A 15023-nucleotide genomic window follows, 5' to 3' on the forward strand; every position below is an offset into this window, starting at 1 on the left:
TAGAGGTGAATTAAATGAAACCAGTTGTGCTAATTATCGGAAAACCAAATGTAGGAAAATCAACTCTTTTTAATAGGTTGATAAAGGAAAAAAAAGCTATAGTAATGGACTATCCTGGTGTAACTAGAGATCAAATATTCAGTGAGGCACGCTATGATGGGCGTGCCTTCACCTTAGTTGATACATGCGGAATATTTGAAGAACCTACAAATGAATTAGAAGAAATTGCAAAAAATAAAGTAATGGAATCTTTAAAAGAATCAGATCTAATCTTATTTATAGTTGATGGTAAAAACGGTTTAACTGCTGAAGATTATTATTTAGCAAATGTATTAAGAAAAGTTAAAAATAAAGTTCTATTAGTGGCAAATAAGGTTGAATCTTATGAAAAATTTGAAATTAATGTATTACCTGAACTATATAAATTAGGTTTAGGAGAACCTATTCCTATTTCTTCGGAACATAATAAAAATTTAGATGAATTAATAGAAAATATTTTTGAAAAAATCCCTCAATATGAAACTGAGGAAGAAAAAGACGAAAATATCATAAAGGTGGCTTTAATTGGACGTGCAAATGCTGGTAAATCTTCTCTTTTTAACGCTATTACAGGTATTAATAGAGCTATTGTTTCAGATGTGCCGGGAACAACAAGAGATAGCATTGATGAATTAGTAGAAATAAACGGACAAAAGTATCTTTTTATAGATACTGCTGGTTTAAAAAGAAAGTCAAAAACCAAATATGGTAGTGTCGAGATGTATAGTACAGTTAGAACTATTCGAGCAATTGAAAATTCTGATGTTGTTGTTTTGCTTATAGATGCGGTTGAGGGAATTACTCAACAGGATAAAAAAGTTATAGGTGCAGCAGAAAACAGAGGAAAGGCTACTGTAATTGCTTTTAATAAATGGGATTTGGTAAAATACCATGATAAACGAATTGAAGAATACTTAAATTTATTCGAAAAGGAATTGTATTTTGTAAATTATAGTCCTGTTATATTCACATCAGCTGCTAAACATTGGGGCATTGAAAAATTAATGGATGCTATAGATACTGCCTACAATTCTTATACAAAACGAATACCTACAAGTGCGTTAAATGCAGCTTTAGAAAGATTTATGATGGTATCACCTCCACCGATCCGAAAAGGAAAAAGAATAAAAATTTATTATGGAACGCAGGTTGATATTAAACCACCTGTTTTCATATTTTTTAGTAATATGCCTCAACAAATTCCTAAAACTTATCAAAGAGCTATTCAAAATATGATCAGACGATATATTGATCCTTTTATTGGCTCGCCCATATTTATAAAGTTTAAAAATAGAACCAAATAATAAAATAGAATCAAATAATGAGGTGATTATCTTGACTGTTGTTTTATGGATAATGTTAGGTTATCTATTTGGTTCAATTCCATTCAGTTTTCTAATTGCTCGTTTAAAAGGAATAGATATTACCAAAGTTGGTAGCGGTAATGTTGGTGGTACAAATGTTTTAAGAAATGCGGGAGCATTTTATGGAATACTAAGTATGATTTTAGATCTTTTAAAATCATTTTTTCCAACATTTATTGCTTTTAATTTTAATAAAGATATTGCATATTTTGTAGCTTTCTTTTCTGTTATAGGTCATATATATCCTGTATGGCTAAAATTCAAAGGAGGAAAAGGCGTTGCTTCTACCGTTGGTGTCTATTTTGCTTTAAACCCAGCTTTAGCTTTAATATTTTTTCTAATATGGATACCTTTAACCTTAACAACTAAATATGTTTCTTTGGCATCAATTTCTACTTTAAGTATAATTGGAATTATTAGCTTTATTTATTCACCAAAACTTGCTTTATTAAATATAGTTTTAGCTTTAATTAGTATTTATAAACATAGATCCAATATTGAAAGATTATTAAACCATAATGAAAGGAAAACAGATATTATAGAAATTTTTAGAAGGTCCTTTAAAAGATGAAAAAAATAATATTTATTTTTATATTATTTTATTCAATTGCCTTTTCTCAAAATTTAACAGATAGTGAAAAAATGGCTCGAAGGTTATTTTCAGAGAGCCTAAATAGTTTTTTTTCTGGTAAAAAATATGAAGCTCGTTTGAAATTAGAAGAAGCTATGTCAAATCAAATTTATTTAAGAGACGTTCCATATTTTTGGTATTTTGCTGCTAAACTGGATCTTTTATTAGGAAATATTGAAAAAGCTAAAGAAGATTTAAATAACATTCTGTTTTTTTCTCCTTCAAACACTGAAGCAATATCACTTTTGAATTTTATAAACTCCCTGAATAACATTGAAAAAATAATTTCACCAGAAATAAAAATAAAAGAATTTAAACAAATAAAAAATATTATAAATGCTAATGAAAAATACTTTATGGCTAATGATTTTCTTATAGTAAATTCTTATATATATCTATTAGATATACAAAATAAGTTAATTTACTATACCAACCTGGATAATTCTTATGAAAACTGGATAAAATTTGAAAATGCTATAGGGAAAGATTTTATTCCTCTAAATATATATTATGATGAGCGCACAGACTATTTTTATGTTTCCGGAAACACCGGTCTTTATGTAATAAAAAATTTTTCTTTACAAAAAAAGTTCTATTTCGAAAAAATTAGCAAATATGATAATCTTTTATTAATTGGATTAGATAAAGTCGGAAGATTCTGGACTTATTATGCAAAAAATAATAGTATTCTTATTCTTGATTACTATGGGAATTTATTGGAAAAAATCGCTCTGGATAATAACTATATTATAACAAATGGAAGTTTTTCGGAAGAAGATATAAACTTAATTGATATAAAAAATAAACAGGTTCTTGTATTTTCAACTTATTCGAAAAAAATCGAATCAATTATTCCTCTAAAAAATTCTCATAAACCTTTGAATATTGTATCATTACCTTATAATATTTTTTTAATTTCTTTTATGAATGATGGTACTTATTTATATCAAAATGGAAAATTCATCAAGTTATTTGATTTTTCTTATTTGTTAAATTATAATAACGGAATTCTAATGAAATTTGATTATTCAAGTTATAAATTGATTTTGGATCAAGTTGATTTTGTTGGAGATATAGTTCCTTATCATGTATTTTTATATGGAATTGATTTTGATGTACCTAAAATGATGATTAATTTAAAAATAAGCACTATTTCACCAGGAAGTAATTTTATTAATTTCATTAATAGAAAAATTTATATTACAGATTCAGAAGGTCGATATGCTTTTGACTATAATAAAAAATTAGAAAAACCTCGTATTTATAATTTTGATAATATGGAATATTTATTTTTAGAAATGATTCCTCTTTTAAAAAACGATTCTATAATCATATTAAATGATACGGAAAATACAAATTATGAAAAATATATAAATATTACGAATATTATACCTTTTTTATTTACAAATATTTCTTTATATCTTGTTTCAGATAAAATAATAGATAAAAAATTTCGATATCTTATTAACTTAACTGGTGGTTATCTTATCCCAGAAGAATATCTTATGACCTTTGAAAACTACATAAAAATAAACAAAAAAATAATACAAAATATTACCTATAAAATTTACCCTCCCATAGCTCCTGGAATTAGGCCGGTAAAGATTTATTTACAAATAGATAGTAAAATAATGAGTGATACAATGTATTATTATTCGGAAGGTGTTGGAATTGCAGAATAAAAGCAACTATTATCTTAATTTAGGAAATAAATATCTAAGTTTAAACAATATCGATTTAGCCATTAAAAACTATTTACTAGCTTTAAAAGAAGATTCAAAAAATCCTTTAATATACCATAATTTAGGTGTATGTTATTTATTAAAAAATGAATCAAGTTTAGCATTCGAAAATTTTAAAAAATCTATCGAAAATGGATTAAATACTGAAGAAACTCATTACTATTATTTAAAATCTTCATTTAATTCTGGTAACTATGAGGAATGCTTAAAAATTAATGCTAATGATAAATTTTTCATTGACATGAACCTAATAAAAATAAAGGCTGCTTTAAAAATAAATAATTATAAATATGCAAAAAATACTTTAGAAATTTTAAAAATGAATGGATTTTCAAGTCAGGAACTAAATTTAATAGAAAAAATCATTAATTCAAAAAATAATATATAGGAGGTTTTAGCAGTGCGACTAAAAATGTCTATTATTCTGATTATCCTTATGGGAATTTCACTTTTTGCAAATTATACAATTAGAACGGGTGATGTTTTGGGATTATGGGTTTTTGGTTATCCAGAATATTCTAACCAAAAAATTATGGTTGGTCCAGATGGGAAGATTACTGTTCCACCGATTGGAAGATTAACTGCAATTGGAAAAAACATTGAAGCACTTGAAAAGGAAATAAAAGATAAAATAAGCACTTATATAAAATCACCTAATGTTACTCTGGGTATTGTTAATTATGCTCCATTTGAAGTTCAAGTCATTGGAAATGTTAGAAAATCCGGTATTATACAATTGCCCAAACCTGAATTATCCTTAACAAAAATTATCTCTTTAAGTGGTGGATTTGCGGAACCATGGAAAAGTTCTTATGCCATAGTTAAATTTCCTGATGGCACAGAAAAAAAAGTTGATATTACTAATTTATTCAAAGGGTTATTATTAGAAAATGATCCTATAGTACCTGAAAATTCAACCATTGTCATACCTTTTGAATTTAATACCAATATTAATGTATACACAAATTTCGGAATAAAAACTATCCCATATTTTAACGGAATTACATTAAAAGATGTTATTTCTCTTTCAAACATTAATCCAGAAAATTTTGAAAATTCCATTATTGTATTAAGAAATGATGAAATGTTAAACTATTCTTTTGATGATTTAAAAAATAATAAAAATATAACTCTAAAAAAAGGTGATACTGTTATTTTTAATAAGTTAGAAAAATATGTTTATGTTTTTGGCTTAAATAAAAGTGGTAAAATAATATTTGATAAAGATGAACCATTTACTATGAAAACTTTGATGGCTAAACTTGGAATTGACCCGAAATACATTACGTATACAATATATAGTAAAGAAAATGGGAAATTGGATAATATTAATGACGACTATAATTTAAATATTGGAGAAATTATAGAATTTGAATCCGTTGAAAAATATGTTTATGTTAGTTCAAATAAAGGCGGAGGAAAAATCGTATTTGATATAAAAGAAACTTTTGATTTGAATACTTTATTGGGTAAAATGGGTATTGATAAAAAAGATTACAGTATTGAAATATTTAATCCAAAAACCGGAATATCATCTAAAGCTACGAAAAATATTTCACTTATCAAAGGTATGATTATAAAATTTACACCTGTTGAAAAATTTGTATATGTTAATAATAAAGGTAAAATTTCTTTCTCAAAAACTGAAAACTTTGATTTAGATACTTTAGTTGGTAAATTGGGTGTTGATAAAGACTTAACTGAAATCAGAATTTTTGATCCTGATACTAAAGACACTTTTGTCGCTACAACCAATATTTCTTTGAAAAACAATATGTATATCGATTTTATTCCTGTTGAAAAATTTGTATATGTTAATAATAAAGGTAAAATTTCTTTCTCAAAAACTGAAAACTTTGATTTAGATACTTTAGTTGGTAAATTGGGTGTTGATAAAGACTTAACTGAAATCAGAATTTTTGATCCTGATACTAAAGACACTTTTGTCGCTACAACCAATATTTCTTTGAAAAACAATATGTATATCGATTTTATTCCTGTTGAAAAATTTGTATATGTTAATAATAAAGGTAAAATTTCTTTCTCAAAAACTGAAAACTTTGATTTAGATACTTTAGTTGGCAAGTTAGGTGTTGATAAAGACTTAACTGAAATCAGAATTTTTGATCCTGATACTAAAGACACTTTTGTCGCTACAACCAATATTTCTTTGAAAAACAATATGTATATCGATTTTATTCCTGTTGAAAAATTTGTATATGTTAATAATAAAGGTAAAATTTCTTTCTCAAAAACTGAAAACTTTGATTTAGATACTTTAGTTGGCAAGTTAGGTGTTGATAAAGACTTAACTGAAATCAGAATTTTTGATCCTGATACTAAAGACACTTTTGTCGCTACAACCAATATTTCTTTGAAAAACAATATGTATATCGATTTTATTCCTGTTAATAAATTTGTATATGTTGTTGGAGATATATCAAAAACTATCTATTTTGATAAAAAAGAAAATATTGATAAAAAAACTATTTTAGCTAAATTAGGTTTAACTGAAAATAATGTTGAACATTTCGAATATGATTCACTCAAACCTGGAAGCATCATAACAATCAAAATTAAAAAGAATTATGTTTATACTTCTGGTGCTTTTAACTATACAGGAAAAATAGACTTTGATATTTCAGAACCAATCACGCTTTCTGCAATTATTTCAAAAGCAAGAGGTTTTAATAACAGTTTTAGTGGAGAATTACTTTTAGTCAATAAAGATATTTCAAAACAGATTACTATTGAAGAAAATAAAATTTATAATGATATAATAGAACCGGGAACTATGATTATGGCAAAAAGTTCAAGAAGAGATGTTTATATTTTAGGTGAAGGTATAGCAAACGGTGTGTATACTGCTAAACTAAATGACTCATTATGGAGTATTTTACTGAAAGCTGGATATGTACCATCGGAGAAATATGAAATAACGGTAAAAAGCAATAATAATATAAATACTTATAATGGTATAAAAGCAGAAAATGTATTAAATAAAACTCCAATAACAAATGAAATTTATGTGAATGTAAAAAAAGTTAAAAATGATACAGTTTTAATTTATAAAAACGGATCTATCAAGGTTGTTACACCAAAAAATAAAAATTATGTAACTTTAATAGACGTATTTAGCAGTGTTAATGGTTTTTCCCCATCAAATGAGGGAACTATTGTAGTATATAATAAAAATGAAAAAATTGCTGAATATAACTCTTTAGATGTAATTAATAATCCGCTTTCAAAAATACCTGAAGGCTCTTATGTAAACTTTATTCTGGATGTTAATTTAAACTATATTACTGTGTTGGGAAACACAACACCAAGAAGCATAAAAAGTGAAATTCCTATACCATTAACTGAATTATTAGGGCAATTATCTATTGATTGGAAAACTCAAAAATACATAAATTTATATAAAGCAAATGGAGATTTTGAAAAAATAGATTTGGATAAAGTTAAAAATCTGAATACAGTTTTAATTGAGCCTGGTACTGTTGTATATGTTCCATCAACACATAATCAATATATATATGTATTTGGTGAAGTTTCAAAGCCTGGAGTTATACCTTATACTAAAGGTTTAAATGTTATTGAAGCTTTATTTAAAGCAGGTGTAAGAACTCAAACTGCTGAATTGTCAAATGTATTTTTATTCACCGATGGCCCTGATCAACCACCAATTGTTTTGAACTTAAAAGAGTTTTATAATGGTGAAAATGTTCCAGAAAATATGAACAAATTATTAGAACCTGGCGATATTATATATATTCCTAAAAATATTTTAACTAACGTTGTAAATGTTATGAGTATTGTTAATAACTTTATGAGTTTCTTCAACGCTGGATACACAACATACAATAATATTAATAGTATCTTAGGACAATAATCTAAATCCCCGAAGGGGATTTAGATTATGGTTCTTTATATATTAAAATTTATTCTATTTAATTAATAAAAGTTAGTATCTTCAAAAATATATGAGGAGGCATATGTTATGATAGAATTAACTCCAAAAGAAATTGTAAAAGAATTAGATAAATATATTATAGGTCAAACAAATGCTAAAAAAGCTGTGGCAATAGCCTTAAGAAATAGATACAGAAGATTAAAATTACCTGAAAAAATGAAAAAAGAAATTATGCCTAAAAATATTTTAATGATTGGTCCAACAGGAGTTGGTAAAACAGAGATAGCTAGAAGATTGGCTCAAATTGCCAATGCTCCTTTTATAAAAGTTGAAGCTACAAGATTTACAGAGGTTGGATATGTTGGAAAAAATGTTGAATCAATGATAAGAGAATTGGTTAATGTATCTATCAATATGGTAAGAAATGAAATGATGAAAGATGTTGAAGAAAATGCTGAAGAATTAGTTGAAGAAAAAATTTTAGATTCATTAATGGGAATAAAAAAACCTAAACATCCATCTGCTGGAAATTTCATGGATTTATTAAATATGTTTGGTCAAAATCAACCTAAAAAGGAAGAGCCAATTCATGATTCAAATGTTCATGAAAGAAGAGAAGAATTAAGAAGAAGATTAAAAAATAAAGAATTAGAAGAAATTGAAATTGAAATTGAGGTTGAGGAATCTGCAACTCCAATGTTTGCAGGATTGGGTCCGGAATTTGAAGATATGGGAATACAAATTGGAGAAATGTTCTCAAATATGATGCCGAAAAAAACTGTTAGAAAAAAATTGAAAATAAAAGATGCAAGAAAATTATTATTACCTATCGAAGCTGAGAAATTAATCGATAAAGATAAAATGATTCAAGAAGCTATAGATAGAGCACAAAATAGAGGCATAATCTTTATAGATGAAATGGATAAAATTGCTGCTAAATCTGGAGGATCTGGTCCAGATGTTTCTCGTGAAGGTGTTCAAAGAGATTTATTGCCTATTGTTGAAGGCACAACTGTTGTAACCAAACACGGACCAATTAAAACTGATTATATGCTGTTTATCGCAGCTGGTGCATTTCACGTCTCTAAACCTTCTGATTTAATTCCCGAAATGCAGGGTAGATTCCCTATTAGAGTGGAATTAGATGCTTTAACAGAAAAGGATTTTGTCAGAATTTTAGTTGAACCAGAAAATGCTATTACCAAACAATATAAAGCTTTGCTGGAAACTGACGGTGTTAATTTAATATTTACAGATGATGGAATAAATGAAATTGCCAAAATTGCTTTTGAGTTAAATGAAAGAATTGAAAATATCGGCGCAAGAAGATTATATACTGTTGTAGAAAGAGTGCTTGAAGAGGTTTCTTTTGAAGCTCCTTTAGGTTCAGAAGTTGATATACAAATTACAAAGGAATATGTTAAACAAAGAGTAGGAAATCTTGCAGAAAATAAGGATTTAAGCGAATTTATCCTTTAGGAGGTTTTTCATGCATAAAATTTTAATTATCGATGATTCTCCTGAAATTGTAATTTTATATGAAAAGATGATCAATAATTATCTCCAGAATATTGACCATATTAATACTATTATTTACACTCTAAATGATTTTAAAAATTTTTTAGATAACGAAAATAATTTCAAAGAGAAATTTTCACTTATAATTAGTGAAATAGAATTGCATGGTGAGAATATTGTAGATTATTTAGAAGTGTTAAAAACATATCAACCCAGAACTCCTTTATATATTGTTAGCAATAAAATGAACTTAAATTCAATAAAAAATATATTTAAAATTGGTGCTCTGGATTGGATTGAAAAACCGATAGTTCCAGAAGAATTTGCTATTATGCTTGCAGAATCTATATTCAAGGGTGAAACTTTTGAAGGAAAATACAGAAAATTAAGAAATGAAATAATAAATTTTGACGAAAATAATAATCTGGAATTTTTTATGCTTGAAGATAAAATAAGCACTTTAATTTTTGAGAATCCTAATAGATATGAAGGTCACTTTTTACTTGGATATTTATACTGGAAAAAACTAAAAAATATAAATCTTCTAAAAAAACATTATAAAGCAGCATTAGCACTTTCTGAAAACAGTATTAAAGACAGGGAACTTGAAAATGTTATTGTCAAAATCCTGGAGGGGCATAATAATGAAAAATAAAATGAAATATATTATTATTATTGGATGTGGGAGACTGGGATCTGAATTAGCCCGACGCTTTTCTAAAGATCATAATGTAATTGTTGTGGATAAATTGCCAGAAGCTCTCGAACGTCTTAAAAAATATAATTTTACAGGTTTTTCGATGGTAGTCGACAGTTCTGATATTGCTATTTTAGATCAGGTAAAAGCCGAAAAAGCCGATTTAATATATATCGTCACTCCAGATGATAATTTAAATTTTATGCTTGCAAATGCCTGCAATACTTTTTATAAAACAAAAAACCAAAAATTGGAAATAATAGCAAGAGTTAATGATCCACATAAAAAAAATCTTTTTGAAAAAGCTGGATTAACTATATTTTGTCCTATTGAGCATGCAGTTGACGAATTGGTAGGAAATGAGGGTGTAATAAATGAAAAATAAAATCTTTTATATTGTTGAAGGAGAGAATATTGCTTATTCAATAGTGAGAAATTTATTATATCAGGGACATAATGTATACTATATTTCAGCAAATCAGGAAAATATAAATAGAATTTTATCTTTAAAAGCATATTATTCAAATTTAGATGGAATTTTGCATGATCCAACAGAAATAACTTTTTTAGAAAGTCTTGATATGGCACCAAACAGAGTTGGAGGTGTAATTTCTCTCTCAAGTGATGATGCATTAAATTTCGTTGTTTCCTGGTTAATCAAACAACTTTACGAAGATATACGTGTAATATCCCTTGTTAATTATCCTGAAAATGAAAAATTATTTTTACAAAATTATATTGAAACTGTTAGTATTACAAATTGGATAGAAAAATTAATAGAAGCTTCTATAGAATATCAAACAAATTTAAGTTTTTTTAATCCCTATGCTGATAAATTAGCAATTATAGAAGTAAAAATAAAAAAACAGGATTTTGCTGCTAATAAAAAGCTAAAAGATTTATATATGCCAGAAAATTCTATTGTAAGCATGATTATACGCGAAAATGAAATTTTTGTCCCTCAGGGAAATACTGAAATATTGACTGGAGATAAATTGGTTATTTTTTCATTAAAAGATAAAGTTCCTGAAGTTAAGCTGAAACTATTGAAAGGATGAAAATATGCCAAAATACCTTTCTAACTTAAAATATCGATATAAATTAGTTTTTAGAAATACCGGCTTAATGCTGGTATATTTTGGTATTGGATTAATTTTATTTGGATCGTTAGCTCTATTTTATAAAGATTTAAATTCTTTTTATAGTTTTTTGGAAGCAGGTTTAATAAGTATATTCACAGGTTCTTTTTTTATATTATTGAGCTGGAATACAAAAAATTCTGCAATAAATATTCAGGATGCTATAGTTATTATATTTCTGGTATGGACATTAGCAATATTCTTTTCTGCATTACCATTCGTTTTTTCTGGAATATTGAATATACATCAGGCTATTTTTGAATCAACAAGTGGCTGGACAACTACTGGACTTACTCTTGTAGACGTTACAAAAATTCCTAAAATCTTTTTATTATGGAGAAGTCTAATGCAATATTTTGGGGGCGCCGGATTTGCATTAATTATGGTTATAGCTACAGGCGCTCTTGGTGTTGGATTATATCAGGCAGAGGGAAGAACTGATAATGTCGTTCCAAACTTGCGGGATTCTGCAAAAATAATCTTTGGAATTTATATATCATGGGCTATTATAGGTATTATTTTATTAAAATTCATAGCAGGATTATCTTTTTTTGATTCTTTTAACCATACATTGACTGCTCTAGCCACAGGTGGTTTTTCCACAAAAGTTAATAGTATAGGAGAATTTAATAATATTAACGCTGAAATAATTATTATGGTTTTAATGATTGCTGGTGGAACAGGATTTGGAGTCCACTATGCAGCTCTAAAGCGTAGAGATTTATTCAAAAAAAATCCCGAACCAAAAACTATGTTTTTTATATTGATAATATCAATACCTTTAATCTTATTTTTCACAACAAAATTATTATACGGTTTTTGGGGTGGATTAAGATATTCTGCTTTCCAAACTATTTCTGCTCTTACAGGAACAGGATTTTCTACAGTTTCGTTTGAAAATTGGAATGGTTTTGGATTACTTATTATGACAATATTAATGATATTAGGTGGGATGATGGATTCAACTTCTGGAGGATTAAAACTTTTCAGGATATTCGTTATATGGAAAATAATCACTCATCAAATAAACAATTATTTTAAACCAGAAGGAAGTATTTTCCATATAGAAGTATATAAAGGTATTTCAAAGAAAAAAATTTCTTACGATACTTTAAAAGATGTAATTGCAGTAGTATTTATGTATTTTTTAATATATACTATAGGAGTATTAGTATTATTATCTTATGGTTATTCCATGGAAGATTCTTTATTTGAATATGCATCAGCATTATCTGCAGTAGGACTTTCTATAGGAATAACAACTCCAGATTCACCATTGGGGGTTATATGGATAGAAACAATTGGCATGTATCTCGGAAGACTTGAATTTTTTGTAATATTCTTTGCTATAATTAAAATCTTTAGAGATATAAAGGATATAATTCAAATTAAATTTTTGAAAATTAGAGGAGGTGACCCCTTTTAAAGGGTGATGTATGGCTCAATATAAGAAGTTTAAAGGTACTCAGGATATCTTTGGTGAAGAGTCAAAATACTGGTACTTTATAGAAAAAAAAGCAAGAGAAACATTTTTAAAATATGGCTATAAAGAAATTAAAACTCCAATAATTGAACCTACTGAATTATTTAAAAGAAGTGTTGGCGAAGATACAGATATAGTTCAAAAAGAAATGTACACTTTTGAAGATAAAGGAGGACGTTCTGTTACTTTAAGACCAGAGGGTACTGCATCGGTAGTGAGAGCATATGTTGAAAATTCTATGATTAACCTTGGCTCCCCAATAAAATTATATTATATCGGCCCTATGTTCAGATATGAAAAACCTCAGGCTGGAAGACTACGACAATTTCATCAGATAGGAATTGAAATTTTTGGTACAAATACACCTATTTCAGATGCCGAAACTATTATTTTAGCAGACGAATTATTAAAATCATTTGGATTAAAAAACTACAGAATAAAAATAAACAGTATTGGATGTGAAAAATGTCGTCCTGTGTATAGAGATAAACTAAAAGCATATTATAAACCATTATTATCAAAATTATGCGATGATTGTCAGAAAAGATATGAAACCAATATAATGAGATTGCTTGATTGTAAAATAGATAAAAATTATTCTAAAAATGCCCCAACAATATTAGATCATTTATGTGATGATTGTAAAACTCATTTTGATAAAGTTATAAAATATTTAGATGAATTAAACATTAATTATGAGATAGATTCTAAAATAGTCCGTGGCCTTGATTACTATACAAAAACAGCTTTTGAAATTGAACATATGGATCTTGGCGCACAATCTGTCATATTAGGTGGGGGTAGGTATAATTCATTAGTTGAGGAAATAGGTGGCAAAAACACTCCTGCGATAGGTTTTGGAATGGGAATTGAAAGGATTATTTTAGCCTTAAAAAAAGAAAATATTGAGATTGAAAATCCTGAAAAAATAGATATATATATTGCATATGCTGGTGAAAATACAGATATTGCTGCTTTAAAGCTTTCAAAAACTTTAAAAAATGAAGGATTAAATGTATTTTTAAATATTTCCGAAAGAAGCATTAGAAATCAGATGAAACATGCAAATAAAATAAAAGCACATTTTGTAGTTATAATAGGAGAAAATGAAATAAAAACAGATACAATAACTGTTAAAAATATGAATACTGGAGAGCAATTTGAAATAGAAAATTATTGGGCTCCGCAAATTTTAAAAGAAAAAGTTTCATTGGAGTGATGTTATGATTCTTTTAAATCCATTAATAGTTCTTGTTGGAATGATTATGTATATTATTCCTTATTTATGGCCCTTGAGTTTTGCTATTACCATGTTTGTATATCATATATTACTTAAAAATAGAGATGAACATATAAAAAGAATTAAAATCTTATTTAAAACTGAGGATCTGGAATTTTTTAATCTTAAACAAAACAATTCTTTAAAAATTCTATTTGGTTACATAATTTCATTCTCTGGATTTACTATAATTTTTATTAAAATTTCAAATCAATTAGAACGTTTTTATAGCAATATTTCTTCTGTTGAAGAACTGAAAAATATTGAATTTGTTTTACCAACATTTGATACGTTCCTCTTTTTTTTATTTTTATTTTTCATATGGTTTACCTATATAAAATTAATAAACAGAATAATAAAAGATCAATTTTACCTACAAAATATTGAAATTCAGAAAAATTTGATTAAAGAACCTATTTTAAAATATAGAGATGCTAATTTTATAATGTTTCTCAGATTAATAACTTTTAATTTGTATGAATGGTTTTTACTAATTTCGTTGTTAAAAGAAACAAATTCTTTATATAAAGCTGATGGAACTTATGAAATAAATTTAGAAAAAATGAAAAAAGAGATTAAGCAAGATGTATCTGATCCCTTTGAAAACATTAAACAGGAAAATTTTAACTCAAAAGAAGAATTTTTGAGTTATTTATATTCTGAAATTTCAAAATTGAATGTACAAAATCGATTAAAAATCCTTGAAAAACTCCTCGAAAAAAATATTCTTTCAAAAGAAGATGCAGAAAAAATTAAAAAGTTGTTTTAAAGAAAACGTTTTAAATTTTACAGAAAATACATATTTTTTTTACTTGACAAGGTATTAAAATATTAATATAATAATACCGATTTTATTAATTCATTTTATTAACGCAATGGCTGTCTTGTGAAATCTAATAGGGAGGTATTAATATGACAAGAGATGAACTTTTTGAAAAGGTAAAAGAGGTTATAGTAGAAACTTTAAATGTTGAAGAAGAAGAGGTTACTTTAGATGCTTCATTCACCGATGACTTAGATGCGGATTCTTTAGAACTTGTTGACCTGACAATGGCTTTTGAATCTGAATTGGGTGTTACAATTGAAGATGAAGAATTAGAGAACATCAAAACTGTAGAGGATGTTATTAATTCGTTAGCTGAAAAATTAAAAATAGAAGAAGAATAACAACCTTATAAGGGAAGCTTTCGCTTCCCTTATTTTATTTAAAAGGACTAT

General features: G+C 26.7%; 13 protein-coding genes. All 13 read left to right on the plus strand.

Annotation, left to right across the window (positions count from 1 at the left end):
- The first annotated feature begins 14 nt into the window (after nucleotides 1-14).
- The 13 genes from der (at nucleotide 15) to acpP (ending at nucleotide 14972) form a co-directional block, all read left to right on the plus strand.
- Nucleotides 15-1343, plus strand: coding sequence for a ribosome biogenesis GTPase Der (der, locus tag XO12_RS02440; protein ID WP_047265024.1), 1329 nt, complete (start codon nucleotides 15-17; stop codon nucleotides 1341-1343).
- Between the two features lie 31 nt (nucleotides 1344-1374).
- Complete coding sequence (plsY, locus tag XO12_RS02445) at nucleotides 1375-1974, plus strand: glycerol-3-phosphate 1-O-acyltransferase PlsY (protein ID WP_084822589.1); 600 nt, start codon at nucleotides 1375-1377, stop codon at nucleotides 1972-1974.
- Nucleotides 1971-3716 (plus strand): hypothetical protein, encoded by a 1746-nt coding sequence (locus XO12_RS02450; protein ID WP_047265023.1) that lies wholly within the window; start codon nucleotides 1971-1973, stop codon nucleotides 3714-3716. The genes plsY and XO12_RS02450 overlap by 4 nt, the downstream gene beginning before the upstream one ends.
- Nucleotides 3706-4164: a tetratricopeptide repeat protein gene (locus XO12_RS02455; RefSeq protein ID WP_047265022.1), complete on the plus strand. Its 459-nt coding sequence runs from the start codon at nucleotides 3706-3708 to the stop codon at nucleotides 4162-4164. The genes XO12_RS02450 and XO12_RS02455 overlap by 11 nt, the downstream gene beginning before the upstream one ends.
- 12 nt (nucleotides 4165-4176) lie before the next feature.
- Entirely contained in the window at nucleotides 4177-7668 is a 3492-nt protein-coding gene (locus tag XO12_RS02460) for a polysaccharide biosynthesis/export family protein (protein WP_175419638.1), read from the plus strand.
- Nucleotides 7669-7776: 108 nt separating this feature from the next.
- A complete protein-coding gene (hslU, locus tag XO12_RS02465) occupies nucleotides 7777-9168 on the plus strand; it encodes an ATP-dependent protease ATPase subunit HslU (protein WP_047265020.1) in 1392 nt (463 codons plus the stop codon).
- A gap of 10 nt (nucleotides 9169-9178) precedes the next feature.
- A complete protein-coding gene (locus XO12_RS02470; protein ID WP_047265019.1) occupies nucleotides 9179-9862 on the plus strand; it encodes a response regulator in 684 nt (227 codons plus the stop codon).
- On the plus strand, nucleotides 9852-10289 hold the full coding sequence (locus tag XO12_RS02475; RefSeq protein ID WP_047265018.1) for an NAD(P)-binding protein: 438 nt from the start codon (nucleotides 9852-9854) through the stop codon (nucleotides 10287-10289). The genes XO12_RS02470 and XO12_RS02475 overlap by 11 nt, the downstream gene beginning before the upstream one ends.
- Nucleotides 10279-10962, plus strand: a complete 684-nt coding sequence (locus XO12_RS02480; protein ID WP_052913116.1) for a TrkA family potassium uptake protein — start codon at nucleotides 10279-10281, stop codon at nucleotides 10960-10962. Before XO12_RS02475 ends, XO12_RS02480 begins: the two co-directional genes overlap by 11 nt.
- Nucleotides 10963-10966: 4 nt before the next feature.
- On the plus strand, nucleotides 10967-12469 hold the full coding sequence (locus XO12_RS02485; protein WP_047265017.1) for a TrkH family potassium uptake protein: 1503 nt from the start codon (nucleotides 10967-10969) through the stop codon (nucleotides 12467-12469).
- A gap of 10 nt (nucleotides 12470-12479) precedes the next feature.
- Nucleotides 12480-13745, plus strand: a complete 1266-nt coding sequence (gene hisS / locus XO12_RS02490) for a histidine--tRNA ligase (protein WP_047265016.1) — start codon at nucleotides 12480-12482, stop codon at nucleotides 13743-13745.
- A gap of 4 nt (nucleotides 13746-13749) precedes the next feature.
- Entirely contained in the window at nucleotides 13750-14574 is an 825-nt protein-coding gene (locus tag XO12_RS02495) for a hypothetical protein (protein ID WP_047265015.1), read from the plus strand.
- A gap of 143 nt (nucleotides 14575-14717) precedes the next feature.
- The gene (gene acpP, locus XO12_RS02500) at nucleotides 14718-14972 is read left to right on the plus strand and encodes an acyl carrier protein (RefSeq protein ID WP_047265014.1); all 255 of its coding nucleotides are present in this window, start codon (nucleotides 14718-14720) and stop codon (nucleotides 14970-14972) included.
- Nucleotides 14973-15023 lie beyond the last annotated feature (51 nt).

This window comes from Marinitoga sp. 1154 (assembly GCF_013363285.1).
GTDB lineage: Bacteria > Thermotogota > Thermotogae > Petrotogales > Petrotogaceae > Marinitoga.